The sequence below is a fragment of the Streptomyces fragilis genome (assembly GCF_003112515.1).
Lineage (GTDB): Bacteria > Actinomycetota > Actinomycetes > Streptomycetales > Streptomycetaceae > Streptomyces > Streptomyces fragilis.
In genome coordinates this window covers 135,053-160,695 of sequence record NZ_BEVZ01000009.1, presented here as the reverse complement: position 1 = coordinate 160,695, position 25,643 = coordinate 135,053, and the positions used below count along the sequence as shown (strand labels likewise).

General features: G+C 74.0%; 24 protein-coding genes. 12 read left to right on the top strand and 12 right to left on the bottom strand.

What is annotated here, in order from left to right:
- Nucleotides 1–161 precede the first annotated feature (161 nt).
- On the top strand, nt 162–698 hold the full coding sequence (gene def / locus Sfr03f_RS26795; protein ID WP_108956755.1) for a peptide deformylase: 537 nt from the start codon (nt 162–164) through the stop codon (nt 696–698).
- Between the two features lie 220 nt (nt 699–918).
- Here def and Sfr03f_RS26790 read toward each other — a convergent pair whose 3' ends face one another.
- Nucleotides 919–1,569: a TetR/AcrR family transcriptional regulator gene (locus tag Sfr03f_RS26790; RefSeq protein WP_108956754.1), complete on the bottom strand. Its 651-nt coding sequence runs from the start codon at nt 1,567–1,569 to the stop codon at nt 919–921.
- A 236-nt stretch (nt 1,570–1,805) separates the two neighbouring features.
- Between Sfr03f_RS26790 and Sfr03f_RS26785 the strand changes: the two genes are divergently transcribed.
- Nucleotides 1,806–3,035 (top strand): acyl-CoA dehydrogenase family protein, encoded by a 1,230-nt coding sequence (locus Sfr03f_RS26785; RefSeq protein WP_108956753.1) that lies wholly within the window; start codon nt 1,806–1,808, stop codon nt 3,033–3,035.
- A gap of 81 nt (nt 3,036–3,116) precedes the next feature.
- On the opposite strand, the gene Sfr03f_RS26780 is transcribed toward Sfr03f_RS26785, so the two are convergent.
- Genes Sfr03f_RS26780 through Sfr03f_RS26770 form a run of 3 tightly spaced genes read right to left on the bottom strand, consistent with a single transcriptional unit; the run spans nt 3,117 to nt 6,049 of the window.
- A complete protein-coding gene (locus tag Sfr03f_RS26780) occupies nt 3,117–3,668 on the bottom strand; it encodes a cupin domain-containing protein (RefSeq protein WP_108956752.1) in 552 nt (183 codons plus the stop codon).
- 7 nt (nt 3,669–3,675) lie between these two features.
- Nucleotides 3,676–4,899 carry a cytochrome P450 gene (locus tag Sfr03f_RS26775; RefSeq protein WP_108956751.1) on the bottom strand — a complete coding sequence of 408 codons (1,224 nt, stop codon included), beginning with the start codon at nt 4,897–4,899 and terminating at the stop codon, nt 3,676–3,678.
- 49 nt (nt 4,900–4,948) lie between these two features.
- Nucleotides 4,949–6,049 carry a type III polyketide synthase gene (locus Sfr03f_RS26770; RefSeq protein WP_108956750.1) on the bottom strand — a complete coding sequence of 367 codons (1,101 nt, stop codon included), beginning with the start codon at nt 6,047–6,049 and terminating at the stop codon, nt 4,949–4,951.
- Between the two features lie 128 nt (nt 6,050–6,177).
- Between Sfr03f_RS26770 and Sfr03f_RS26765 the strand changes: the two genes are divergently transcribed.
- Complete coding sequence (locus tag Sfr03f_RS26765) at nt 6,178–6,855, top strand: transcriptional regulator (protein WP_108956749.1); 678 nt, start codon at nt 6,178–6,180, stop codon at nt 6,853–6,855.
- Between the two features lie 29 nt (nt 6,856–6,884).
- On the opposite strand, the gene Sfr03f_RS26760 is transcribed toward Sfr03f_RS26765, so the two are convergent.
- Genes Sfr03f_RS26760 through Sfr03f_RS26745 form a run of 4 tightly spaced genes read right to left on the bottom strand, consistent with a single transcriptional unit; the run spans nt 6,885 to nt 10,588 of the window.
- Nucleotides 6,885–7,118 carry a DUF6213 family protein gene (locus Sfr03f_RS26760; RefSeq protein WP_108956748.1) on the bottom strand — a complete coding sequence of 78 codons (234 nt, stop codon included), beginning with the start codon at nt 7,116–7,118 and terminating at the stop codon, nt 6,885–6,887.
- A gap of 25 nt (nt 7,119–7,143) precedes the next feature.
- Complete coding sequence (locus tag Sfr03f_RS26755; protein WP_108956747.1) at nt 7,144–8,529, bottom strand: NADP-dependent succinic semialdehyde dehydrogenase; 1,386 nt, start codon at nt 8,527–8,529, stop codon at nt 7,144–7,146.
- Nucleotides 8,530–8,543: 14 nt separating this feature from the next.
- On the bottom strand, nt 8,544–9,050 hold the full coding sequence (locus Sfr03f_RS26750) for an NUDIX hydrolase (RefSeq protein ID WP_245967775.1): 507 nt from the start codon (nt 9,048–9,050) through the stop codon (nt 8,544–8,546).
- Complete coding sequence (locus tag Sfr03f_RS26745; RefSeq protein ID WP_108956746.1) at nt 9,047–10,588, bottom strand: ATP-dependent DNA ligase; 1,542 nt, start codon at nt 10,586–10,588, stop codon at nt 9,047–9,049. Before Sfr03f_RS26745 ends, Sfr03f_RS26750 begins: the two co-directional genes overlap by 4 nt.
- Nucleotides 10,589–10,862: 274 nt before the next feature.
- On the opposite strand from Sfr03f_RS26745, the gene Sfr03f_RS26740 reads away from it, so the two are divergent.
- From Sfr03f_RS26740 to Sfr03f_RS26725, 4 genes are all read left to right on the top strand, one after another.
- The gene (locus Sfr03f_RS26740) at nt 10,863–11,840 is read left to right on the top strand and encodes an NADPH:quinone oxidoreductase family protein (RefSeq protein ID WP_108956745.1); all 978 of its coding nucleotides are present in this window, start codon (nt 10,863–10,865) and stop codon (nt 11,838–11,840) included.
- Nucleotides 11,837–13,018, top strand: a complete 1,182-nt coding sequence (locus tag Sfr03f_RS26735) for an acyl-CoA dehydrogenase family protein (RefSeq protein WP_108956744.1) — start codon at nt 11,837–11,839, stop codon at nt 13,016–13,018. Before Sfr03f_RS26740 ends, Sfr03f_RS26735 begins: the two co-directional genes overlap by 4 nt.
- The gene (locus Sfr03f_RS26730) at nt 13,015–14,133 is read left to right on the top strand and encodes an acyl-CoA dehydrogenase family protein (protein WP_108956743.1); all 1,119 of its coding nucleotides are present in this window, start codon (nt 13,015–13,017) and stop codon (nt 14,131–14,133) included. The genes Sfr03f_RS26735 and Sfr03f_RS26730 overlap by 4 nt, the downstream gene beginning before the upstream one ends.
- A 160-nt stretch (nt 14,134–14,293) precedes the next feature.
- Nucleotides 14,294–14,488: a hypothetical protein gene (locus Sfr03f_RS26725; RefSeq protein WP_108956742.1), complete on the top strand. Its 195-nt coding sequence runs from the start codon at nt 14,294–14,296 to the stop codon at nt 14,486–14,488.
- 41 nt (nt 14,489–14,529) lie between these two features.
- On the opposite strand, the gene Sfr03f_RS26720 is transcribed toward Sfr03f_RS26725, so the two are convergent.
- Both Sfr03f_RS26720 and ppdK read right to left on the bottom strand, forming a co-directional pair.
- Complete coding sequence (locus Sfr03f_RS26720; RefSeq protein ID WP_108956741.1) at nt 14,530–15,042, bottom strand: pyridoxamine 5'-phosphate oxidase family protein; 513 nt, start codon at nt 15,040–15,042, stop codon at nt 14,530–14,532.
- Between the two features lie 110 nt (nt 15,043–15,152).
- Nucleotides 15,153–17,924, bottom strand: a complete 2,772-nt coding sequence (ppdK, locus tag Sfr03f_RS26715; RefSeq protein ID WP_108956740.1) for a pyruvate, phosphate dikinase — start codon at nt 17,922–17,924, stop codon at nt 15,153–15,155.
- A gap of 140 nt (nt 17,925–18,064) precedes the next feature.
- Between ppdK and Sfr03f_RS26710 the strand changes: the two genes are divergently transcribed.
- The 3 genes from Sfr03f_RS26710 (at nt 18,065) to Sfr03f_RS26700 (ending at nt 21,771) form a co-directional block, all read left to right on the top strand.
- Nucleotides 18,065–18,745 carry a response regulator gene (locus Sfr03f_RS26710; RefSeq protein WP_108956739.1) on the top strand — a complete coding sequence of 227 codons (681 nt, stop codon included), beginning with the start codon at nt 18,065–18,067 and terminating at the stop codon, nt 18,743–18,745.
- Nucleotides 18,746–18,880: 135 nt separating this feature from the next.
- Complete coding sequence (locus Sfr03f_RS26705; RefSeq protein WP_108956738.1) at nt 18,881–20,647, top strand: sensor histidine kinase; 1,767 nt, start codon at nt 18,881–18,883, stop codon at nt 20,645–20,647.
- Nucleotides 20,648–20,730: 83 nt separating this feature from the next.
- Nucleotides 20,731–21,771, top strand: coding sequence for an alcohol dehydrogenase catalytic domain-containing protein (locus Sfr03f_RS26700; protein ID WP_108956737.1), 1,041 nt, complete (start codon nt 20,731–20,733; stop codon nt 21,769–21,771).
- 68 nt (nt 21,772–21,839) lie between these two features.
- On the opposite strand, the gene Sfr03f_RS26695 is transcribed toward Sfr03f_RS26700, so the two are convergent.
- Nucleotides 21,840–22,886, bottom strand: a complete 1,047-nt coding sequence (locus Sfr03f_RS26695; protein WP_174721658.1) for a DUF6745 domain-containing protein — start codon at nt 22,884–22,886, stop codon at nt 21,840–21,842.
- Between the two features lie 59 nt (nt 22,887–22,945).
- Entirely contained in the window at nt 22,946–23,272 is a 327-nt protein-coding gene (locus Sfr03f_RS26690) for a DUF8820 family protein (protein ID WP_108956736.1), read from the bottom strand.
- 186 nt (nt 23,273–23,458) lie between these two features.
- Here Sfr03f_RS26690 and Sfr03f_RS26685 point away from each other — a divergent pair, with 186 nt between their 5' ends.
- Together Sfr03f_RS26685 and Sfr03f_RS26680 are read left to right on the top strand one after the other, a co-directional pair.
- A complete protein-coding gene (locus Sfr03f_RS26685) occupies nt 23,459–24,412 on the top strand; it encodes an STM4015 family protein (protein WP_108956735.1) in 954 nt (317 codons plus the stop codon).
- A 57-nt stretch (nt 24,413–24,469) separates the two neighbouring features.
- Nucleotides 24,470–25,639, top strand: a complete 1,170-nt coding sequence (locus Sfr03f_RS26680) for an STM4014 family protein (protein ID WP_108956734.1) — start codon at nt 24,470–24,472, stop codon at nt 25,637–25,639.
- Nucleotides 25,640–25,643 lie beyond the last annotated feature (4 nt).

Below are 25,643 nucleotides of genomic sequence, written 5' to 3'. Positions count from 1 at the left end.
ACGCGCCGCGCGTGAGTCCCGGCAGCGTGTGGTGGCCTCAGCCTACCGAGATCCGTTCACCCGGCCGAATATCGGAATCGCACCGTGACCGGCGGTGACGGGGGAAGGACGGAGGGGCACGCGGGACCGGGACGGCCTGCCCCGACCGTACCCTGACCGGCATGCGACACGGTTCGATCCCCGGCGCCCACGGGCGCGTGCGACCCCTCACCCTGCACGGGGACCCCGTGCTGCACAGCCCTTGCCGGGAGGTGACGGAATTCGGTCCGGACCTCGAACGACTGGTCGAGGACATGTTCGCCACCATGTACGCGGCTCAGGGCGTGGGCCTCGCGGCGAACCAGGTGGGGGAGGGGCTGCGGGTCTTCGTCTACGACTGTCCGGACGACGAGGACGTGCGCCATCTCGGTCATCTGGTGAATCCGCGGCTGGTGGAGGCCGACGGAGTGACGGTGCGTGGGCCGGAAGGGTGCCTGTCCCTGCCGGGGCTGGAGGCGGGGACGCCGCGCTTCGACCGGGCGGTGGTGCGGGGCTTCTCCGTCACGGGAGAGCCGGTGGAGGTCGTCGGCACCGGCTTCTTCGCGCGGTGCCTGCAGCACGAGTGCGACCACCTCGACGGGCTGGTCTACGCGGACCGCCTCACCGGCTTCCGGCGGCGCCGCGTCCTGCGCAAGGCCGCGCGGGCGACGGGGGGCTGATCGGGGGCGTCGGTTTTCGGCCGTGTCCGGTTCCCCGCGGGGCGGTCCGTCGATTTCCGGCCACGCGCGGCCACACCGGCGCGGGACCCGGGCCGCCCGGCTCGGCCCGGGCCGAGCTCGGCGCCGTGGGGTCGGTGGCCGGACCGGCAGCGGCGGCGGTTCCGGGCCCGGGCGGGCCAGGGAGCCCGGAAGGTGCAGGCGCCGGGAGGGCCGGTCGCGGTCAGAACGCGGGGCCGTCCGCGCGGTCGCCCGCGTCGGCGAGGCGGCCCCACAGGAGGTCGGCCAGGCTGCGGACCAGTTCCTCGCGGGGGCAGGGCCGCTCGCTCAGCCACCAGTCGCCGGCCGCGTGCATCATGCCGACGATGCCGTGGCCCCAGGCCCGCGACAGCTGCCGCCCGCCGGGGCCGAGGTCGACCCGCTCCTCGATGACCTGCGCCAGTTCCTCGCCCATCCGCCGCAGCAGCGGCGCCGAGTGCCGCCCCACGTCGAACCCGGGCTCGCCGGAGGAGCCGCCGTCCGCGGGATGCATCAGGAACCGGTACACCTGCGGCCGCGCCTCGATGGCCGTCAGGTAGGTCTCGAGCGTGCGCTCCACCCGCTCCCGCCGCTGCTCGGCGGGCGCGTCCAGCGCCGCCCGGAGCGAGGCCAGCAACGCGTCGGTGTGCCGCTGGGCGAGGGCCGCGTAGAGTCCCCCCTTGTCGCCGAAGTGGCGGTAGAGGATCGGCTTGGTGATCCCGGCCTCGGCCGCGATCGCGTTCATGGAGGCGCCCGGTCCGTCCCGGAGCACCACCCGGTCCGCGGCTTCCAGCAGTTCGCGGCGGCGCCGCTCGGTGGACCTCTGCTGCGGGGTCCCCTGCTGCGTCGTCTCCATGGTCGGTGCTCTCCCCACCCGTGCGTATTCGGCGATGCCTGCGCAAAGTAACACTGATCGGTCGCCGGTGGTCCTCAGGCCCGGAACTCGTGGCGATGCCCACTTCCGCAGGTGGGGGTCGTTCCGGGCGGAAACAGACGGTTGACTTTCCTACCGGCCGGTAACAGACTTCCGTTACCGCAAGTAACAGCTATCGATGTACGACCGGAGTCACGGCCGGCAGCGCTGGAGGGGTCATGGCCGAGTTCACCATGGAACTCAACGACGAGCAGAAGGAGGTCCGGGACTGGCTCCACGGGTTCGCCGCCGATGTGATGCGCCCCGCGGCCGCCGAGTGGGACGAGCGCGAGGAGACCCCCTGGCCCATCATCCAGGAAGCGGCCAAGGTCGGCATCTATTCTCTGGACTTCTACGCCAACCAGTACTTCGACCAGACCGGTCTGGGCCTCCCGATGGCCACCGAGGAGCTCTTCTGGGGCGACGCGGGCATCGCGCTGTCGATCATGGGCACCGGTCTCGCCGCCGTGGGTGTCCTGGCCAACGGCACCAACGAGCAGATCGGCACCTGGATCCCCCAGATGTACGGCACCCCGGACGACGTGAAGGTGGCCGCCTTCTGCTCCTCCGAGCCGGACGCCGGCTCCGACGTGGCCGCCATGCGCACCCGCGCCGTCTACGACGAGGCCAAGGACGAGTGGGTGATCAACGGCACCAAGACCTGGGCGACCAACGGCGGCATCGCCAACGTCCACGTGGTGGTCGCCGTCGTCGAACCGGAGCTCGGCTCCAAGGGCCACGCCTCGTTCATCATCCCGCCGAACACCGAGGGCCTCTCCCAGGGCCAGAAGTTCCAGAAGCACGGCATCCGCGCCTCGCACACCGCCGAGGTCGTCCTCGACAACGTGCGGGTCCCCGGCTCCTGCCTGCTCGGCGGCAAGGAGAAGCTGGACGAGCGCCTCGCCCGCGCCCGCGAGAAGGCCAAGAAGGCGGGCGGCGAGCGCGTGAAGAACGCCGCCATGGCGACCTTCGAGGCATCCCGCCCGGTGGTCGGCGCGATGGCCGTCGGCACCGCCCGCGCCGCCTACGACTACGCGCTGGAGTACGCGAAGACCCGCGTCCAGTTCGGCCGCCCGATCATCGACAACCAGGGCGTGGCCTTCCAGCTGGCCGACATGCGCACCAGCGTCGACGCCGCGCGCCTGCTGGTGTGGCGCGCCTCCTGGATGGCGGTCAACGGCAAGCCGTTCAACGGCGCCGAGGGCTCCCAGTCCAAGCTCTTCGCCAGCGAGACGGCCAAGAAGGTCACCGCCCAGGCGGTCCAGATCCTCGGCGGCAACGGCTTCACCCGCGAGTACCCGGTGGAGCGCATGCACCGCGACGCCGCCATCTACACGATCTTCGAAGGAACGAGCGAGATCCAGCGCCTGGTCATCGCCCGCACCATCTCCGGCGTCCACATCCGCTAGGGACCGCCGAGGCGGCCACCGGCGGTCACGACCGGCACGTCACCCGAGGGGGCGCGGGAATCTCCCGCGCCCCCTCGGGCCTCACGGTGCGAGCCCGGCCGCCGGGACCTCGCCGCCGTGCCGGAGCGGCGTGAGCTGCTGGATGTCGTAACGCGCCCGCAGCGCCTCGATCGCCGCCTCGTCCGGCGGGCCCCCGGCGGCGAGGATCTCCAGCAGTTCCTCGAAGTACCGCTCGTGGTCCGGCGGCGGGGCGGCCTGGAAGAACATCCGCGCCGGGGCGTCCGTCGGGTTGGCGAAGGCGTGCGGGCAGCCCGGCGGGACGGCGATCACGGTGCCGGGGCCGGCCCGCACCACCTGGCTGCCGGAGACGGACTCCCAGCGCCGCCAGTTGTCGGGCGTCCGCACCCGCGGCTCGAAGGCGAGCACGTCCAGCTCGCCCTCCAGCACGTAGAACAGCTCCTCGCTGCGGGTGTGGACGTGCGCGCCCACGTCGAAGCCGGGCGGCACGACCACCTCGAAGCTGGAGGCGGTCCGCGAGTGGGCCCCGGTCACCTTGAACGTCACGTGCTGGGCCGGGGTGGCCACCGTCCGGCCGTGACCGGGCGGCACCAGCAGGCCTTCCGTCATGGACATCGGCCGCTCACCAGGTGACCGGGAGGGCCTCGGGCCCGCGGATCAGGGCCCCCTTGCGGAACGGCACCTGCTCGGGCGGCACCGCCAGCCGCAGCCCCGGCATGCGGTCCAGCAGGGCGTCCACCAGGAGCTGGGACTCCAGCCGGGCCAGCATGCCGCCCACGCAGTAGTGCGGGCCGAAGCCGAAGGCGACGTGCGGGTTGGGGCTGCGGTCCAGGTCGATCCGGTCGGGGTCCGGGAAGACCTCGGGGTCCCGGTTGGCCGCGAGGTAGGAGTTGTACACCACGTCGCCCGCCCGGATCCGCACGCCGCGGATCTCGACGTCCTCGGTGGCGATCCGGGACAGCCCCACCGCGTTGCGGTGCGGGATGTACCGGAGCAGCTCCTCCACGGCCTTCGCCCGGATGCCGGGCTCGGCGCGCATCCGCTCGGCCAGCTCGGGGCGGGTCAGCAGCAGGTAGAACATCTGCCCGCTGTTGTTGGTGACCGCCTCGCCGCCGATCTGCACCAGGACGGCCAGGCCCACCGCCTCTCGGACGGTGATCTCGCCGCGGCCGACGGCGGCGCCCAGCAGCGAGGTGACGTCCTCGCCGTCACTGCCGCGCCGCTCCTCGACCAGCCGGGTGAAGTAGGCGGACATGTCCTCGCGCGCCTTCGTGCTGACCTCGGCGCCGTGCGACTGGGAGAGGATCTTCTGGGTCCAGTCGTGCATCAGCCCGCGGTCCGAGGCCGGCACGCCCATCAGCTCGCAGACCACGGCGATCGGGAAGGGGCTGAGCACCGTCTCGGTGAGGTCGGCGGGCGGTCCCTTCGCGAGCAGGCCGTCGACCAGCTCGTCCAGCATCCGCCGGGACTTCTCCCGCACCCGTTCGACGCCGCGCGCGGTGAACGCCGCGGCCACCGAGCGGCGCAGGCGGGTGTGATCGGGCGGATCGAGGAAGCCGATCGCGTCCGAACCGGGGATGAAGTGCGGGGCCAGCCGGGTGACCGGGCGGCCCATCACCTCGGCCCGGCTGAACCGGGGGTCGTTGGTCACCGCGCGGACGTCGTCGTAGCGGGTGACCAGCCAGGCCCAGCCCTCCCCGTTGGGCAGGGAGATGCGGGTGACCGGGCCCTCGCGCATCAGCTCGGTGAGGACCGGGTCGAAGTCGGCGCCGTGCAGGTCGATCGCCGGCCAGTCCCGCACCGGGGGCATGGCGGAAGGGGTGGCCTCGTCGGTGGTGGAGGTCATCTCGGGTGTCGTCTCCGTCCGCGTCCAGGGCGGTGGTCGGGGCCGCGGCTCATGCCGGGGCCCGCACCGCTCGGGCCGCCGTCTGTCGCGCCCGGTCGCCGCCGTCGACCTGCCAGGTGCCCACCGACATCTCGGCGGTGATACCCGGCCCGAAGCCGGCGAGCATGCCGCGCGCCCCGTCCTCGACGCCGCCCTCGTCGAACAGGCGGCGCAGGGCGTCCAGCACGACGGCGCTGGCGATGTTGCCGTACTCGGTCAGCGTCGCACGGCTGAACCGGAAGGCGTGCGGCTCGACACGCAGGTACTTGGTCAGGTCGTCGAGGATGCGCGGGCCGCCGGCGTGGATGATGTAGAAGTCCAGTTCGGAGGCGTTCCACGCGTGGGCGCGGGCCAGGTCGTGCAGGGCGGGGGCCAGCGGCTCCATGGTGCCCGGCACCCGCTTGTCCAGCAGGAAGTGGAACCCGGTCGCCCGGACGTCGTACGAGATCCAGTCCGTGGTCTTGGGGATCAGGTACGAGCTGTTGCGCTCCAGCCGCATGCCGGTGCCGCCCTGTCCGCGGACCACGGCGGCGGCGATGCCGTCACCGAAGAGGCCGTTGGAGAGCAGCGAGCCGACGCCCAGGTCGGTGGGCTGGTAGCACAGCGAGCAGAACTCGCACGCCACGATCAGCGCGTTGGCTTCCGGGTAGGCGGTGCAGAAGTCGTGTGCCCGGTTCACGGCGGCTCCGCCGGCCGCACAACCGAGCTGCGCGATCGGTATCTGCCGCGTCGTGGAGTGGAAGCCCATCTCGTTGATCAGCCAGGCGGTCATCGACGGCATCATGAAGCCCGTGCAGGAGACGTAGATGATGACGTCGATGTCGCTCGGCAGGACCTGGGCGTGGTCCAGGGCCTCGCGCACCACGGCGGGGACGCGGGCCTTGGCCTCGGCTTCGTAGATCTTGTTGCGGTCCTCGAAACCGGGGTGCTTCAGGGTCTCCTCGATCGGCTGCACGATGCGCCGGGTGCGGACCCCGGTGTTCTCGATCAGCCTGAGGGCCAGGGGGAGTTGCGGGTGGTCGTGGTGACGGGAGCGAGCCAGCTCCAGCGTCTCCTCCATGGTGATCACATGCTCGGGCACGGACACCGAGGGTTTGCACAACGTGGCCATGTGCCGCACCTGCTTTCGTGGGGATGTGTCGGTGCATCCCCCAGCCTCACCCCGCCGCGCGTGGATATCGCGCGGAAGTGGTCCAACCGGGGAAGGCTGATGTCAGGAGAGAGGACGGGAGGCCGACGATGGGGCGCATCGACGCCGGTGACCTGCTGGAACGGGCCAGGACGGAGTTCGCCCCCGACCCCGGGGCCAACCGGGTGGTGCCGCTCGTCGAGCGCGGCGAGGCGGCGCCCGCGCTGCTGCGGGCACTGGCGGCGGAGGAGCGGGCGGTGGTCGCGGCCGACCGGCGGGCCTTCCTGCGGCTCGCGGAACGCGCCGCGGGGATGCCGCGGTGCGCCGCCTACTACGCGGAGCTGGCCCGCGGGGAGGAGGAGGCGGCGCTCCGCCTCGACGTCTTCGCCCGCGCCGTCGACGCCCTCCCGGACGGGCCGGACGGGCCGGACGGGCAGGGGTACGAGTTGCGGGCCGGCTGCCAGGCGTACCCGGCGTTCGTGGCCTGGCTGGCGATCAACGCCGCCCCGGCCGGCACCGTGCTGGCGCTCGCCGCCAACTTCTCGGCGTGGGGCGGCTATTGCTCGCGCATCGCCCGCGGCCTGCGGGAGCACTACGGGCTGGACGACGCGGCCTGCGGGTTCTTCGACCTGTTCGCCGAGCCGGCGCCGGCGTACGAGGAGTCGGTGCTCGCGGCCGTCCAGGAGTGGGCCGACTCCGGCAGGATCGACGAGGCGGCCGTGCGTCGGCACGGCCGCCTGCTGCGGTCCTACGAAGCCGGGTTCTGGGACGCGCTGCTCGAGGGGTGAGGGGAAGAGGGAGAAGGGGGGAGGGCGGGTCAGGGGCGGTCGCTGCTGTGGGCGATGCAGGCCACGTCGATCCGGTCGGCGAGCTTGGCGAGTTCGATGGTCAAGGTCGCCACCGTGTCCTCGTCCAGGTCGTCACGACCGTCCTCGACCAGCCGCACCCACCGCCCGCCGACCGCCCGCAGCAACTTGCTGACGTCGGCGGCCGCCACCTGCAACGTGCCGCCGTTGTCGACGATCAGGGGGAGAGTAACTTCGCGGTTCACAAAGGGGATGGTAGACCCGTAAGGGTCACGCTCCGTGCCAAACAGTCGTGATGTTGCAGAACTCCCGGATGCCGTGGCCGGAAAGCTCCCGTCCGTATCCGGAACGCTTCACTCCGCCGAACGGGAAGGCCGGGTGGGAGGCGGTCATGCCGTTGACGTAGACGCCGCCCGCCTCCAGGTCGCGGGCGAACCGCTCGACCTCCGCCTCGTCCGCCGTCCAGACGTTGGAACTCAGCCCGAACGAGGTGTCGTTGGCGATCGCGACCGCCTCCTCCAGGTCCCCGGCCCGGTACAGCGTGGCCACCGGCCCGAAGGTCTCCTCGCGGTGGACGCGCATGTCGGGGGTGATGCCCGCCAGCACCGTCGGCTCGTAGAACCAGCCCGGCCCGTCCGGGCGGCGGCCCCCGCAGAGCACCTGGGCGCCCCGGGAGACCGCGTCGTCGACCAGCTCCTCCAGGTCGGCCCGGCCCCGCTCGGAGGAGAGCGGGCCGACGTCGGTGGACTCGTCCATCGGGTCGCCGACCCTCAGCGCCCGCACGCCGGCGGTGAACCGCTCGGCGAAGGCGTCGTAGACGTCGGTGTGCACGATGAAGCGCTTGGCCGCGATGCAGGACTGCCCCGCGTTCTGGTTGCGCGCGGTGACGGCGACCTCGGCGGCCCGGTCGAGGTCCGCGGAGGGCATCACCACGTACGGGTCGCTGCCGCCCAGCTCCAGGACCGTGTGCTTGATCTCGTCGCCCGCCGCCGCGGCCACCGCCCGCCCGGCGGGCTCGCTGCCGGTGAGCGTGGCGGCCCGCACCCGCGGGTCGCGCACGATCTTCTCCACCTCGGCCGAGCCCACCAGCAGGGTCTGGAAGCAGCCCTCGGGGAAGCCCGCCCGGCGGAACAGTCCGTCCAGGTGGAGGGCCGTCTGCGGGACGTTCGAGGCGTGCTTGAGCAGGCCCACGTTGCCGGCCATCAGCGCGGGCGCGGCGAACCGGACCACCTGCCAGAGCGGGAAGTTCCACGGCATCACCGCCAGCACCGGGCCGAGGGGCCGGTAGCGCACCACCGCCCGGGAGCCGCCGGAGTCCGCGACGTCGGCCGGGTCGGGGTGTTCGTCGGCCAGCAGCGCCTCCGCGCGGTCGGCGTACCAGCGCATCGCCTTGACGCACTTGGCGGCCTCCGCGCGGGCCTGGGTGATCGGCTTGCCCATCTCGGTGGTGACCGTCCGGGCGATCTCCTCGTTCTCCTTCTCCAGCAGGTCCGCGGCCCGGTGCAGCAGTCCGGCGCGCTCCGCGAAGGAGGTGGTCCGGTAGTCGCGGAACGCCGCGTCGGCGGCGGCGAGCCTGCGCTCGATCTCGTCCGGCCCGACGGCGTCGAACGTCCGGACCGTCTCACCGGTCGCCGGGTTCACGGTGGCGATGGGCATGCCCGACCAACTCCTCACTCGCTGTGCGGTTCTCCCGCAGGTGGTCCACCGGACGCCGAGTGCTCAGCGAGGCGGCTCAGAAACTCGGCCTGCGCCTTCACGACCACCTCGGCGGCCCTCCCGACCGGCAGCCAGGCGACCCGGTCCAGCTCGGGGAAGGCCTGGAGGCGGCCCGATCCGCGGGGCCACTCCATCTCGAAGGTGCCCGGGACGACCTCGGCCGGATCCAGGTCCGCCTCGACGGCCCAGACCGTGACCGTCTTGCCGCCGGCCTGCCGCACCTCGCCGAGCGGCACGGCGGGGCCGTCCGGCGGCTCCAGCCCCAGCTCCTCGCGGAACTCGCGCCGCGCCGCCGCGAAGGGTTCCTCGTCCGCCTCGTACTCGCCCTTGGGGATCGTCCAGGCGCCCGCCCGGCGGCGGGCGAAGAAGGGACCGCCCATGTGGCCCAGCAGCACCTCCAGCTCGCCGCCGGCCGTGTGCCGGTGGAGCAGCAGGCCCGCGCTGCGGCGGCCGCCGCTCACCGGGTCACCCCGGGGTGCGTGGCCAGCAGCGTCCGCACGGTGTCCGCCTCCGCGGCGCTCTTGTCCTCGCGGTAGCGCAGCACCCGGGCGAAGCGCAGGGTGACGCCGGCCGGGTAGCGGGTGGAGCGCTGCAGGCCGTCGTAGGCGATCTCCACCACCAGCTCGGGCCGGACGGTGACGCCCCAGGAATGCTCCTCCACGGCCAGCTCCCGGAGTCGCCCGGTCTGCCACCGCAGCAGTTCGTCGGTCATGCCCTTGAAGGTCTTGCCGAGCATCGCGAAGCCGCCGTCCGCCGTGCGGGCGCCCAGGTGCAGGTTGGACAGCTTTCCCGCGCGCCGCCCGCTGCCCCACTCGGCGGCCAGCACCACCAGGTCCAGGGTGTGCACCGGCTTCACCTTCAGCCACCCCGCGCCGCGGCGGCCCGCGCTGTACGGGGTGTCCAGCGACTTCACCACCACGCCCTCGTGGCCCCGCTCCAGCGTCGCGGCGAGGAAGTCCTCCGCCGCGGCGGCGTCCTCGGGCCCGCGCACCACGGCGCGCCGCACCCGCCGGGGCCCGGGCGCCAGGCGGGCCAGCTCGGCGTGACGCTCCGCGAACGGCAGGTCCATCAGATCGCGGCCGTCGGCGTGCAGGACGTCGAAGAAGACGGGGGAGACCGGCACCGCCCGGGCGGCCGAGGACACGTCGGTGCGCGAACCGATGCGTCCGGCGGTCTCCTGGAAGGGCCGGGGACGGCCGTGCTCGTCCAGCGCGATCACCTCGCCGTCCAGGATCAGGCGCTCGCCGCGCAGCTCGCGGGCGGCGGCGACGACCTCGGGGAGCCGGTCGGTGATCTCGTCCAGGGTGCGGGTGAAGACGTGGACCTCGTCGCCGTCGCGGTGCACCTGGACGCGGATGCCGTCCAGCTTCTCCTCGACCGCCGCCGCCCCGCCGAGGCGGGCGACCGCGTCCGTGGCCGTGGGCGCGCTCTGGGCCAGCATCGGCAGCACCGGGCTGCCCACGGTCAGGCGGAAGCGCTCCAGCGCCGTCGGCCCGTCGGCCAGCAGCGCCTCGGCGACCGGGGCGAGTCCGCCGGCCAGCATCACGGCCCGGCGCACGTCCTCGGGCGCAGCCCCGGAGGCCTCGGCCAGGCCGTCCGCGGCGGCGGCGTCCAGGGCGCCCTGGCGGACCTCGCCGGTGAGCAGGGCGACCAGGAACGCCTGCTCCTCCTCGGTGGCGCGGGACATCAGCGAGGTCACCAGCCGGAGGCGCTCGGCCTGCGAGCCGGGCCCGGCGACCGCCTTCAGCGCGGTGAGTTCGCGGTCGGTCTCCAGCACGGTCAGCGAGGGCGCGGACGCCGGCTCGACGGGGGCGCCGAGGGTCTTCCAGCCGATGCCCAGCCGCCCCTGGGGGAGGCGGCCCGCCAGGTACGGGATCACCACCGGCACGTCCTCGGGCCCGGCCTCGCGGAACAGCCCTGCCAGCAGGGCCTTCTTGCGGGACCGCGAGGAGGTGGCGGCGACCTCGCGGGACACGGCGGCAACACGCACCAGCAACATGCCGTCCAGGTTCCCAGCGCGGGCGGGCTCATCCCGGCGCTGACACGCGCGCAGGGGCGCCGGCCGTGGCGGCCCGCCGGGGCGGTTCGCCGGAAGGACGCCGGGGAGGACAGGCGGCGGCACCCGCGGGTGGCCGGCTGCGGCCCGCCGGGGCGGTTTGCCGCGTCACAGGGTTCCCTGGCGGCAAGCGACCGCTTAGTATGCGCCGGGGACGACAGCGACGCCGGCGACGCCGACGTCGGGCAAGGACACCGGCAGCCGTGGGAGGCCCACCATGCAGGCATGGCACGTGCACGAGAACGGCGCACCCCGTGAGGTGATGCGCCCCGTGGAGACCGAGCCGCCCGAGCCCGGCGCGCACCAGGTCCTCCTCAAGGTGCGCGCCGCCAACGTCAACTTCCCCGACGGCCTGATGTGCCGCGGGGAGTACCAGGTGCGGCCCCCGCTGCCCTTCACCCCCGGGGTGGAGATCTGCGGCGAGACCGAGGACGGCCGCCGCGTCCTGGCCACGCCCGTCCTGCCGCACGGCGGCTTCGCCGAGTACGCCCTCGCCGACTCCCGCGCCCTGCTGCCGGCCCCCGAGGCGCTGGACGACGCCGAGGCGGCCGCCCTGCACATCGGCTACCAGACCAGCTGGTTCGCCCTCCACCGCCGCGCCGCGCTGCGGGCGGGCGAGACGCTGCTGGTGCACGCCGCCGCGGGCGGGGTCGGCAGCGCCGCCGTCCAGCTCGGCAAGGCCGCCGGAGCCACCGTGATCGGTGTGGTCGGCGGCCCGGAGAAGGCCGCCGTCGCCCGCTCGCTCGGGTGCGACGTGGTGATCGACCGCAGGAGCGAGGACGTCATCGCCGCCGTCAAGGAGGCGACCGGCGGCCGCGGCGCCGACGTGATCTACGACCCGGTCGGCGGCGAGGCGTTCCGGCAGTCCACCAAGGTGGTCGCCTTCGAGGGCCGCATCGTGGTGATCGGCTTCGCCAGCGGCACCATCCCGAGCGCAGCCCTCAACCACGCGCTGGTGAAGAACTACGCGATCCTCGGCCTGCACTGGGGCCTGTACAACACCAAGAACCCGAAGCTGGTCCAGCACTGCCACGAGCAGCTCACCGAGCTGGCCGCGAAGGGCGCCGTCAGGCCGCTGGTGAGCGAGCGGGTGCCGCTGAGCGGCGCCGCCGACGCCGTGCAGCGGGTCTGGGAAGGCGCCACCACCGGCCGTGTCGTGGTGGTCCCCTCGCTGGAGAACGGAGCCGCCGCATGACCGACGCGAACGACCTGCGCCGCCGCACCCGGGAACTCCTGGCCGCGCACCCGCCCGCCACCACCGACCGCAAGGCGTTCCTGGAGGCCCGCTTCGACGCCGGCCTGGCCTGGGTCCACTTCCCCGAGGGCCTCGGCGGCCTCGGCCTGCCCCGCACCCTGCAGTCCGTGGTGGAGGCCGAACTGGCCGCCGCCGGCGCGCCGGACAACGACCCGCGCCGCATCGGCATCGGCCTCGGCATGGCCGCGCCGACCATCCTCCAGTACGGCACCGAGGAGCAGAAGCGGCGCTTCCTGCGCCCGCTGTGGCTCGGCGAGGAGGTCTGGTGCCAGCTCTTCAGCGAGCCCGGCGCCGGCTCCGACCTGGCCGCGCTCGGAACGCGCGCGGTGAAGGACGGCGACACGTGGGTCGTCAACGGGCAGAAGGTGTGGACCTCCAGCGCCCACCTCGCCCGCTGGGCCATCCTGATCGCCCGCACCGACCCGGACGTGCCCAAGCACCGCGGCATCACCTACTTCGTCTGCGACATGACCGACCCCGGCGTCGAGGTCCGCCCGCTGCGGCAGATCACCGGCGAGGCCGAGTTCAACGAGGTCTTCCTCAGCGATGTCCGGATCCCCGACGCCCACCGCCTCGGCGAGGTCGGCGACGGCTGGCGGGTCGCGCAGACCACCCTGAACAACGAGCGCGTCGCCATCGGCGGCTCTCCGATCCCGCGCGAGGGCGGCATGATCGGCAAGGTCGCCGCCACCTGGCGCGACCGCCCCGACCTGCGCACCCACGACCTCCACCAGCGGCTGCTCGACCTGTGGGTCGAGGCCGAGGCCGCCCGCCTCACGGGCGCCCGGCTGCGCCAGCAGCTGGTCGCCGGACAGCCCGGCCCCGAGGGCGCCGGGATGAAGCTGTCCTTCGCCCGCCTCAACCAGCAGATCAGCGGCCTCGAGGTCGAACTCCTCGGCGAAGAGGGCCTGTTGTACGAGGACTGGACGATGGTCCGCCCCGAGCAGGTCAACTTCACCGGCCGCGACGCCGGCTACCGCTACCTGCGCTCCAAGGGCAACAGCATCGAGGGCGGGACCAGCGAGGTCCTGCTGAACATCGTCGCCGAGCGCGTGCTGGGCCTGCCCGCCGAGCCGCGCACCGACAAGGACGTCGCCTGGAAGGACCTGGCCCGATGAGCGCCCCCGCCACCACCCCCGACCTGCTCTACTCGCAGGAGGAGGAGGACCTGCGCGCCGCCGTCCGCGACCTGCTCGCCGACCGGTGCGACGCCGCCTCCGTGATCGCGCGCACCGAGTCCGGCGAGCCGCACGACCGGACGCTGTGGAAGAGCCTCGCCGAGGACATGGGGCTGGCCGGCCTGCTGGTCCCCGAGGAGCGCGGCGGGCAGGGCGCGAGTCACCGCGAGGCCGCGGTGGTGCTGGAGGAGCTGGGCCGTGCCGTCGCGCCGGTGCCGTACCTGACCAGCGCCGTCGTCGCCACCGAGGCGCTGCTGGCCTGCTCCGGGGAGGAGGCCGACCGGCTGCTCGCCGCCCTCGCCTCCGGCCGGACCCTCGGCGTCCTCGCCGTCCCGCTGCACACCGCTCCCGGCGCCGCCGTGCCCACCGCCCGGGTGGAGGCCGGGGCGCTGCACGGCGCGTTCACCGGCGTCGCGGACGCCCAGGTGGCCGACGTGCTGCTGGTGCCCGGCGAGGACGGCGCCCTGTACGCCGTGGACACGACGGCCGGCGGGGTGACCGTCGACCCGCGGGTCTCCTTCGACCTCACCCGCCCGGTGGCCGCCGTCACCCTCGACGGGGCGGCCGCGCGCAAGGTGGCCGGCGGCGCCCCCGAGGCCGTCGCGCGCGCCCTGCGGGCCGGCGCCGGACTGCTCGCCTCCGAGCAGCTCGGCGTCGCGGAGCAGGTGCTGACCGAGACGGTCGGCTACCTCAAGGAACGCAAGCAGTTCAACCGGCAGGTCGGCGGCTTCCAGGCGATCAAGCACCGGCTGGCGAGGATCTGGCTGGACGTCGTCAACCTGCGCGCCGTCGCGAGGGCCGCCGCCGACGCACTGGCCACCGGCAGCGAGGACGCCCCGACGGCGGTCGCGGTCGCCCAGGTGTTCGCGAGCCGCGTCGCCGTCCACGCGACCGAGGAGGCGGTGCAGCTGCACGGCGGCATCGGCATGACCTGGGAGCACCCGACCCACCTCCACCTCAAGCGGGCCAAGGTCGACTCCCTCGCCTACGGCACGGCCGGCCGGCACAAGGAGCGGCTGGCCGAACTGGTCGACCTGCGCGCCCCGTTGGCCTAGGGCGCCCGGGGAGGCGGCGGGCCGCGCGCCCGTCCCGCCGCCTCCCGGCCGCCGGAACACCACACGTTCGGCGGACACGTCAACCACTCGGACGTTCCGCCCACTGCGCCACACTTGCGGCCGAAAGCCGTGAACCGGGCGTGCGGTGGAGGAGAATCCGATGGCCGTATCCATCTCTGTGGTGGTCCTGCTGCTGATCCTGGCCACCATCCTGCTGCGCTGCGGATCGCTCAAGCTCTCGCACGCCACGATCTGCGTGCTGCTCGGCTTCTGCCTGGCCGGCACCAGCATGGCCCCCACCATCCACAACGGGCTGTCCGCCACGACGGAGATCATGAGCAGCCTCAACCCGTGACCGGTGCCCCGACGGGCCGGGCGGCCGTGCCTTCGCCGCCGTCAGTCGGCGCCGCCGTCCTCACGCACCAGCAGCACACCGGTGACCAGCTCGGGACGGATCCGCACCGGACGGTCGGCGTGCGGCGGGCCCAGCGGACGGAGCAGGGAGCGGTAGCGCTCCAGGTCCGCCCGGTCCTCCACCGGCAGCGCGTAGCCGGTGACCGAGACGCTCCAGCCGAGGTGGGTGCGCGGATCGATGGAGCCCGCCTCGTACGCCACCACCACACCACGCCGCGCGTCCGGGAGGCCGTGCGCGAGCAGCGCGGCGGCGTCCGGGGTGCGGATGACGATGTCCCCGTCGTCGAGCAGGTGGCTCACCGCACGCACCGTGGGCAGTGCCTGCCGGGTGAACACCAGCCGGCCCAGCGACACCGTGGACATCAGCCGCAGCGCCTCGGCCTCGTCGAGGGGAATGCCGCGGCGGGCCTCCGGGCCGCCCGTCCGGGCGTCGGAGGACGGCTCGGCGCGACCGCCCGCCGTCACGGTGCGCCCAGTGGCGTCGTCGAGGTGCATGAGCGAGTCCAGTGGTCGGGCCGGCGCCGGGCGCGCGGGCGGTCACGTTCCATGCAACCGCGCGGCGCACCGTGCCGCCAGGGTCCTTCGGCCCCGTCACCCGGCCCTGGTCAGCGGCCGCCGCCCCCGCCGCCGCCGTCCGCGTCCCTGCCGTCCGCGTCCTTGCCGTCCCCGTCCCCGCCGTGCCCGCCGTGCCCGTGGGACAGAGCCGCCCGGCCCGCCTCCAGCCGGGCCACCGGCACGCGGAACGGCGAGCAGGAGACGTAGTCGAGTCCCGCCGCGTGGAAGAAGTGGACCGACGCCGGGTCGCCGCCGTGCTCGCCGCAGACCCCGATCTGCAGGTCCGGACGGGCCCGACGGCCCTCCTCGACGGCGATCCGCACCAGCCGCCCCACCCCCTCCTCGTCCAGCGTCTCGAACGGGGAGGCGGCGAACACACCACGGTCGATGTAGCCGGGGAAGAACTCCGCCTCCACGTCGTCGCGGGAGAAACCCCAGGTCGTCTGGGTGAGGTCGTTGGTGCCGAAGGAGAAGAAGGCGGCCTCCTCGGCGATCGGGCCGGCGGTCAGCGCCGCGCGGGGCAGCTCGATCATCGTGCCGACCGGGCAGTCCACCGTCACGCCGGACTCCTCGCCGACCTCCGCCAGGACCCGCTCCACCTCGGCCTTCACCAGCCGCAGCTCCTCCACGTCGCCCACCAGCGGCACCATGATCTCGGCGCGGGGGTCTCCGCCGGCCCGGACGCGCGCGACCACCGCCGAGGCCACCGCCCGCACCTGCATGGCCACCAGACCCGGCACCGCCAGGCCCAGCCGCACGCCGCGCAGGCCCATCATGGGGTTCTCCTCGTGCATCCGGTCCACGGCCGCCAGCAGTTCCAGGTCGCGCTGCTCGGGGCGCTCCCCGCGCGCCTCGGCGGTGGCGACCCGCACCGACAGCTCCACGCGGTCCGGCAGGAACTCGTGCAGCGGCGGGTCCAGCAGCCGGATGGTGACCGGGAGGCCGTCCATCGCCTCGAGGATCCCGGCGAAGTCGTCCGTCTGCAGCGGCAGCAGCGCGTCCAGCGCCTGCTCCCGGTCGCCGGGGGTGCAGGCCAGGATCATCCGCTCCACCAGCTGCCGCCGCTCACCGAGGAACATGTGCTCGGTGCGGCACAGGCCGATGCCCTGCGCGCCGAAGCGGCGGGCCCGGGCCGCGTCCTCGGGGGTGTCCGCGTTGGCCCGCACCTCCAGCCGCCGCACGGAGTCCGCCTGCTCCAGGGCGCGCGTCACGGCCGCGACCAGACCGCCCTCCTCCGCGGCCTCCGCGGCGCCGTCGACGCCACCCTCCAGCCGGCGCATCACCTCCGAGGGCACCAGCGGCGCCGCGCCCAGGTACACGGCGCCCGAGGAGCCGTCCACCGAGACCACCCGGCCCTCCTCGACCACCGTGCCGTCCGGCGCGGTGAACCGGCGGGCCGCCGTGTCCACCACCAGTTCCTCGGCCCCGCACACGCACACCTTGCCCATGCCGCGCGCCACCACCGCCGCATGGCTGGTCTTGCCGCCCCGGCTGGTCAGGACGGCCTGCGCGGCCACCATGCCCGGCAGGTCGTCCGGGTTGGTCTCCTGGCGGACCAGGACCACCCGCTCGCCGGCCGCGGCCCGCCGCGCCGCCTCCGCCGAGTCGAAGACCGCCGCGCCGACCGCCGCGCCCGGCGACGCGGGCACTCCGTGCGCCAGCGGCTCGCCGGTACGGTCCGCGTCGAACCGGGGGAACATCAGCCGGGCCAGGCCCTCGCCGCCCACCCTCGCCAGTGCCTCCCGGCGGTCGATCAGCCCTTCCCGTACCAGCGCGTCCGCGATCGCGAACGCCGCCTCGGCGGTCCGCTTGCCGACCCGGGTCTGCAGCATCCAGAGCTCGCCGCGCTCGACGGTGAACTCGATGTCGCACAGATCCCTGTAGTGCCGCTCCAGGGTCTCCATGATCTCCAGCAGCCGCCCGTACGAGGTGGCGTCCAGCCGCTCCAGGTCGGCCAGCGGCACCGCGTTGCGGATGCCGGACACCACGTCCTCGCCCTGCGCGTCCGGCAGGTAGTCGCCGTAGACCCCGGGCCGCCCGGTCGCCGGGTCGCGGGTGAACGCCACGCCGCTGCCGGAGTCCGCGCCCAGGTTCCCGAACACCATCCGCTGCACGGTGACCGCGGTGCCCAGGTCGTCCGGGATGTGCTCGCGGCGCCGGTAGAGCCGCGCCCGCTCCCCGTTCCACGACTCGAACACCGCCAGGACGGCACGGCGCAGCTGCTCGGCCGGATCCTGCGGGAACTCCTCGCCGGTCTCCCGCCGGATCAGGTCCTTGAAGACGCCGGCGAGCCCCGCCAGGTCCTCCGCGTCCAGCCCCAGGTCGTCGCGCGCGCCACGGCGCTCCTTCAGCGCCCCCAGCGCCTCCTCGAACCGGGAGGCGGGCACGCCCATCACCGTCGCGCCGAACATCTGCAGCAGCCGGCGGTAGGAGTCCCAGGCGAACCGCTCGCTGCCGGACACCCGCGCCAGACCGTGGACCGACCCGTCGGTGAGGCCGACGTTCAGGATCGTCTCCATCATCCCCGGCATCGAGAAGCGGGCCCCGGAGCGCACCGACAGCAGCAGCGGGTCGTCCGGCCGGCCCAGCGTCCGCCCGGCCGACTCCTCCACTGCTGCCAGGTGCCGGGCCACCTCCGCGGCCAGCCCCTCGGGCTCGGCCCCGGTGGCCAGGTACGCCCGGCACGCCTCCGTGCTGATCACGAAACCGGGCGGCACCGGCAGGCCCATCCGGGTCATCTCCGCCAGGTTGGCCCCCTTGCCGCCCAGCAGGCCGGCCATCTCCCGGCCGCCCTCCGCGAAGTCGTACACGTAACGGACCATGGCATGCTCCCCAGTAGGTCGTGCGGGCTGCGCGGGCCCCTCGCGGGGCCGGTCAGGGCCTGTCGGCCCTGGCCCGAAGGCCCAGGACCGAGGCATGATCGGTCGGAGTGACACCCCTGCCGAACGACAAGGAGCAACCGATGGCGGACAGCCGGCCGGCCGGCCCCGCGAGCCCGATCCGGGTCTTTCTTCTCGACGACCACGAGGTGGTCAGGCGCGGGGTGCACGACCTCCTGAACGACGAGCCGGACCTCACCGTGGTCGGTGAGGCCGCCACGGTGGCCCAGGCCCTCGTCCGCGCTCCCGCGCTGCGCCCGGACGTGGCCGTGCTGGACGTCCGGCTGCCCGACGGCGACGGGGTGAGCGTATGCCGGGAGCTGCGCTCCCGCATGCCGGACCTCGCCTGCCTGATGCTCACCTCCTTCGACGACGACGAGGCGCTGCTGGACTCGGTGATGGCCGGGGCCGCCGGCTACGTGCTCAAGCAGATCCAGGGCTCCGACCTGGTCGCCGCGGTCCGCTCGGTGGCCGCCGGGCGCTCGCTGCTCGACCCGTCGGCGACCGCCCGGCTGATGCGCCGGCTGCGCGGCGAGGAGACCCGCCGCCCGGCCGCCGTCCGTCTCCCGGACCTCACCGAGCGCGAGCGGGAGATACTGGACCTGATCGGGGAGGGGCTCACCAACCGGCAGATCGGCGAGCGGCTGTTCCTCGCGGAGAAGACGGTCAAGAACCACATATCCCGCCTGCTGGCCAAGCTCGGGGTCGAGCGCCGCGTCCAGGCGGCCGTCATCGCCACCCAGGTGCGCGACGGTCACCGGTGAGAGACCCTTCCCCCCTGCCGGGGGCGGACGCTCCCGCCGTGGATCGCCCCCGCCCGTACCGGGCGCGGCCGTCCGGCCGCTACCGTTGGCATATGCGTCGCGGCGCGTGAAGGGCAGGTCTACGGGAGGACACCGGTGAACGACACGGACGACCCGGCCCGTCACGAGGTACGCCTGCCGCACCTGCGGCTGGACGACCTGCTGGACGAGCTCCAGGGGCGTCTGCAGGCCGCCCGTGGCACCAGGGACCGGATCCACAGCCTGCTGGAGGCGGTGCTCTCGGTGGGCCGGGAGCTCGACCTGGAGCAGGTGCTGCGCGGAGTCGTGGAGTCCGCCACCGTCCTCGTCGACGCCCGCTACGGCGCCCTCGGCGTCCTCACCCCCGACGGCGAGGGACTCTCCTCGTTCTACATGGTCGGTGTGGACGAGGACCGGATCGCCCGGATCTCCAGCTTCCCGGCCGGACACGGCATCCTCGGCCAGCTCGTCCGGCACCCCGAGCCGCTGCGCCTGGACCGGCTCTCCGACCACCCGGAGTCCTACGGGTTCCCGACGAACCACCCGCCGATGGAGAGCTTCCTCGGCGTCCCGATCCGGGTCCGCGACAAGGTCTTCGGCAACCTCTACCTGACCGAGAAGGGCAACGGCCAGACCTTCGACGAGGAGGACGTCGCCGTGCTCTCCACCCTGGCCGTGGCGGCCGGGGTGGCCATCGAGAACGCCCGCCTGTACGAGGAGTCCCTGCTGCGCCAGCGGCTGCTGCGGGCCGGCGCGGAGATCACCCGCAGCCTGATGTCCGGCAGCGACCGCGGCGAGGCGCTGGCGCTGATCGCCGAGCGGGCCCACGAGGTCACCGGAGCGCAGATCGCCGTGGTGGCGGTGCCGGTGGAGGGCACCGGCTCCCTGGTGCTGGAGCTCGCCTTCGGCGAGGACGCCGAGGAGTACCGCGGACTGGTGCTCGCCCAGGACGACAGCCTGATCGGCCGGGCCTTCGCCACCGGGCACCCGGTGGTGGTGCACGACGTCTCCAAGGACGAGAAGGCGCTCACCGCGCTGCCCCGCACGGCCGGCATGGGCCCCGCGGTCGCCCTGCCCATCGGCAGCGGCGTCGCCGACGTGCGCGGCGTCGTGCTGCTGGTCCGGGAGACCGGCCTGACGGGGTTCAGCGCGATGGAGATCGAGCCGCTGCAGGGCTTCGCGGCCCAGGCGGCCGTCGCCATGGAGCTCGCCGACCGGCGCCGCGAGGCCGAGCAGATCGCGATGCTCCAGGACCGCGACCGGATCGCCCGCGACCTGCACGACCTGGCGATCCAGCGGCTCTTCGCCACCGGCATGACGCTGCAGAGCGCCGGCCGCTTCATCGACCACCCGCAGGCCTCCGAGCGGGTCGCGCAGGCGGTCGACGACCTGGACGAGACCATCAAGATCATCCGGTCGACCATCTTCGGGCTCCGCTCACGCGACGACCTCACCGGCGCCGGACTGCGCTCCCGGGTGGTGCGGACCGTCGCCGAGGCGGCGCGCGAGCTCGGGTTCACCCCCAGCGTCCGCACCGACGGCCTGATCGACAACGACGTCCCGGCGGCCCTCGGCGACCACGTGCTGGCCGTGCTCGGCGAGGCGCTGGCCGACGTCGCGCGGCACGCCGGGGCCGGCCGCGCCGACGTGGTGCTGGGGACGGCCGACGGACAGGTCACGCTCACCGTCACCGACGACGGGACCGGCGACCGGGCCGGCGACCGGGTCGGCGGTGGAACCGGCGGTGGGACGGGTGACGGGACCGGCGACGCGTGGCCGGCCCGGCTGGCCCGGCGCACCGAGGAACTCGGCGGCTCGCTCACCCGCGAGTGCACCGCCGCCCGGGGCGCCCGGGTGGTGATGCGGGCGCCGCTGCAGGGCTGAGCGTCCCGCGGGTGCGGGCGGGCGCAAGGCTCCCTAGCCTGGAGCGGGGGGTGTTCCCGCCCGACCTCAGGAGGCCGACACCCATGAAGGCTCTCGTGTTCCACGGACCCGGACAGCGCTCCTGGGAGGACGTCCCCGATCCCGAGGTCCAGGACTCCACCGACGCGGTGATCAAGATCGACGCGGTCACGATCTGCGGCACCGACCTGCACATCCTCAAGGGCGACGTCCCCGCGGTGACGCCCGGCCGGATCCTCGGCCACGAGGCCGTCGGCACGGTGCGGAGCGTGGGCGACTCGGTCACCAACGTCGCCCCCGGCGACCGGGTGCTGATCTCCTGCATCACCTCCTGCGGCCGCTGCCGCTTCTGCCGGGAGTCCCGCTACAGCCTGTGCACCGGCGGAGGCAGCTGGATCCTCGGGCACCTGATCGACGGCGTGCAGGCCGAATACGTCCGCGTCCCGTTCGCCGACACCTCCACGTACAAGCTGCCCGACAGCGTCTCGGACGAGGACGCGCTGCTGCTCGCCGACATCCTGCCGACCTCCTACGAGATCGGCGTGCTCAACGGCAGGGTCTCGCCGGGCGACGTGGTCGTGGTGGTGGGCGCCGGGCCGGTGGGCCTCGCGGCCATGACGACCGCCAAGCTCTTCTCCCCGCGTCAGGTGATCGCCGTCGACCCGGCCGCGCAGCGACGGGAGGCCGCCCTGCGGCACGGGGCCCACGTCGCGCTCGCACCCGACGACGACGTCAGGGCCAAGGTCCTCGAGCTGACCGACGGCCTCGGCGCGGACGTCACCATCGAGGCCGTCGGCATCCCGGCGACCTTCGAGCAGTGCACGGAACTGGTCCGGCCCGGCGGACACATCGCCAACGCGGGCGTGCACGGCGAGCCGGTCACCCTGCACCTCGAGGACCTGTGGATCAAGGGCGTCACCATGACCACCGGCCTGGTCGACACCAGCACCACGCCGACCCTGCTGAAGATGGTCGCCTCCGGCGGACTGGACGTCGGCGGGTTCATCACGCACCGCTTCGGACTGCAGGAGATGGACGAGGCGTACGACGTCTTCTCCCGCGCCGGTCAGACCGGCGCCCTCAAGGTGGCGCTCACCGCGAGCTGACCGCCGTCGCGCAGCGGCGCGGACCGGGATCGTTCGGCAGGCGCCGTGGGTCCGTGCGGCACCGGCGCTCAGGTCTCGCGGAGGGGTTCGTACGCCTCCTCGGTGAGACCGAACGTCCAGGCGACGCCCTCACGGGCGGTCCGGGTGCGCGGCGGAACCCGCAGCCAGTACGTGCGGAACGTCCCGTCCGGCTCCGGCGTCGAGTTCACCACCTCGACCATCACCACCGGCTCGTCGTCCGCCAGGTCGATCCGCCACAGCACGCCCGCCTCGTCCCGGTGCAGCGGCCGCGCGCCGGAGTCGGCGAGGTAACGGTCGTAGCCGTAGTGCTCCAGCATCACCCGCCGCAGCTCCGCGTTCTCCTCGCCGCGTATCCGCTCCGGCGTCAGGGACGGGAGCTCCGCCAGGAACGCGGCCGGCACCGGCATGCCCCGCCAGGCGTACAGCGCGAATCCGTCCGGATAGGCGAGAGCCGGGCCGTCGCCCCGGTCGAGCCGCCCGTTCTCGTCCCGGTGCAGCTCCGCCGGACGCTCGCAGAGCACCGCGGCGTTCTCGTAGGGCCACCACCAGCCGGCGGCGTCCGCCACCGCGGCCAGCCCGTCCAGCGGAGCGCGCCCGGTGTCGAAGGCGGACAGCCAGGCCGCGTCGTGCTGGCCGAGCACCGCGTCCAGGAGCAGCAGGCGTATCCGGGTCCGTGACGCCGCGTCGTCCCCGGCCAGTTCGTCGGTCAGGGCCGCGGCGATCCGGTCGGTGAGCAGGCGGGTGGTCTCCCACAGCAGTCCGCCCGTCGCCGCCCAGCGGGCGCCCCAGCCGGCCGGTCCCAACCTCTCGCCCAGCCTGGCGCGTTCGGCCGCCCACGGCGCCGTGCGCACCGCGTCGCGCACGCTGCGTCCCAGCCCTGGTGACTCCAGCAGCAGGGTCACGGCCTCGCGAGGCGAACCGGTCCACACGATCCGCTCCGGTCCGGGCAGTCCCGCCCTGCGGTAGGCGAGGCGCACGCCCTCCTCCGCGGTGGAGCGGTCCGCCGGACCCGTCCGTGCCGCCGTGCGGCGCCATCGCGCCAGGCTCCCGGCCGTGACCGCCCCGTCGGTCGTCGCGCTGTTCGTCATCGTCATCTCCCCGCCCGTCGCCGCACTTGGCCTTCCTCGTCCCGCCCGGTGCTCCCCATCCCGCCTCAGTCCGCGACCAGCCGCACGGAACCGGGCACGTACTCCCGCTGCCGGATCACCCGGAACCAGCCCTTCGGCAGGGGTATCGCCGCGTGCTCCTCGTGCACCACCCGTCCGCCGTCCGGGAGATGGAGCAGCAGCGGGCCGAACGGGCCGCTCTCCCGCACCAGCCGGCCCGCACCGACCACCGCGTGGGCGTGACCGGTCACCTCGCCCAGTGCCAGCACCAGCCGCCCCCGGCCGTCCCTCGCCTCGCCCGGCGCGTCCACCGCCTGCCGCGGCACCGCCTCGGCGGCCACGGGCACGATCAGCACGTCTCCCTGCCGGTACACAGAGCTCTCCCCTCGACTCGGCGCCGGGACCGTCACCCGGACACGTCTTCGACACTAGGAGCCACCACCGACAACGCACCGTCGCGGAACGTCCCCGCCGTCGTCACTGTCGGTGGCGCTTGGTACAACTTCCGACAGACCAGCAACTCAGCTGTTCGAACCGGGGATCGTCAGGAGAGCACGCGCATGACCGTCAACCAACACCTCGACGAGCTGTACGGCCTGCCCTCGTTCACCTTCCCGGAGGCCGGGCAGGCCGGTGACCTGCCCGAACCGGAGACCGTCGCCTGGCGCCTCTCCGTCGACGTCTACGACCCGGACGAGCAGTGGCCGCAGGTGTTCGCCCGCTTCGCCCGGGCGGTGGACCTGACCCGGGTGCGCGCCCTGATCGTCGGCGCGTGGGGCGAGGCCTACGAGCGGTCGAGCAAGGAGGTCGTCGAGGCGATGGTGGCGGCCCGCGACCGGCTCCCCTCTCTGCGCGCCCTCTTCCTCGGCGACATGACGTACGAGGAGTCCGAGATCTCCTGGATCACGCAGTCGGACGTCACCCCGCTCCTGGAGAACTTCCCCGGACTGCGCTGGTTCGGTGTGCGCGGAGGCAACGGCCTCGTCTTCCCGCCCGTACGGCACGAGTCGCTGGAGACGCTGGTCGTGGAGAGCGGCGGACTCGGCGCCGAAGTGGTGCGCGGCATAGCGGCGAGCGACTTCCCGGCGCTGGAGAACCTCGACCTGTGGCTGGGGTCCGACTGGTACGGCGGCGACGCCGAGCCCGGCGACCTGGAACGGATCCTGGCCGGCACCCGGCTGCCCTCGCTGCGGTATCTCGCGCTGCGCAACAGCGTCATTCAGGACCGGATCGCCGAGGCGCTGGCCGGCGCCCCGGTCGTGGCCCGGCTGGACGTGCTGGACCTCTCCATGGGCACCCTGTCGGACGAGGGGGCGGCCGCTCTGCTGGCGGGCCAGCCGCTCACCCACCTCAGGAGGCTGGACCTGCACCACCACTACCTCGGCGAGGAACTGAGGTCCCGTCTCCGGGAGGCGCTCGAACCGGCCGGCGTCGAGCTCGACCTGGACGACGCCGGCGCGGAGTCCGACGAGGACGAGGGCGAGATCCACCGCTACATCGCCGTGGCCGAATGAGCCCGGTCACGGCCGAGGGCGCCCCCGGCGACGACGGGGGCGGCCGGGGAGGGCGTCATGTCGTCGTCCCCGGGTGACCGCCCCACCCGGTTCGCGGTGGTCGGCAACCCGGAGAACCGCCGGGTCGCCCTCTTCGCGGCCGCGGTGCGCGACGCCGGGCTGCCCACGCCGCGGGTGGTGCCGTGGCTGGACGTCCTGCGCGACGGCGGGGCGCGGTTCGGTGCCGAGGAGACCGTCCGGGTCGACTCGCCCGGTGAGAACCCGGAGGTCGACCGGATCCTGCGGGGTGTCGACGATCCCACCCGGGTCGAGGGCTCCGCGCGCTGGTACCGGCAGTTCGTCGCCGCCGCCCGCACGCTGACCGGCGGCCGCCGGCTCGACGACGCCGCCGAACTGGCGGTCCTCTTCGACAAGCGCCGCTGCCACGCCGTGCTGCGCGAGGCCGGAGTCCCGGTGCCCGCCTCGCCGACCTCCGGCCCGGACGCACCGCCTGTCCGCGGCTGGGACGACGTGCGGACCCTGATGCGCGACCACGGCATGCCCAGGGTGTTCCTCAAGCTCGCGCACGGCTCCTCGGCCTCCGGGGTGCTGGCGATCGAGACCGCCTCCGGCGGCCGGATCCGCGCCACCACCCCGGTGGAGCGCGCCGACGACGGGCGGCTGTTCAACTCGCTGCGCCTGCGGCGCCACCACGACGAGCGGGAGATCGCCGCCGTGGTCGACACGCTGGCCCCCGACGGACTGCACCTGGAGCGCTGGGTGCCCAAGGCGGCCGTCGGCGGCCGGACCTGCGACCTCCGGGTGGTGGTCGTCGCCGGGCGGGCCACCCACGCCGTCGTGCGGACCAGCCTCTCGCCCCTGACCAATCTTCATCTGGGCGGAGCGCGCGGTGACCTGGCGGCCGTCCGCGCGGCCGTCGGGGCGGCGGGCGGCGACTGGGCCGACCTGCTCGCCGTCTGCGAGCGGGCCGCCGCCTGCTTCCCCCGCACCCTCTGCGTGGGCGTCGACCTGCTGCCCGTCGTCGGCTGGCGGCGCTTCGTCGTCGGCGAGGTCAACGCCTTCGGGGACCTGCTGCCCCGTCTCACCGGGCTGCCCGGCGGCGGGGCCGAGGGGCTGGACACCTACGCCGCCCAGATACGCGCCGCCCTGCGCGCCACGACGCCCTCCGCACCACCGCACCGTTCGAGGAACCTCCATGCCCCCGCAGCCACCGCCGCTCCTCGCTGAGCCG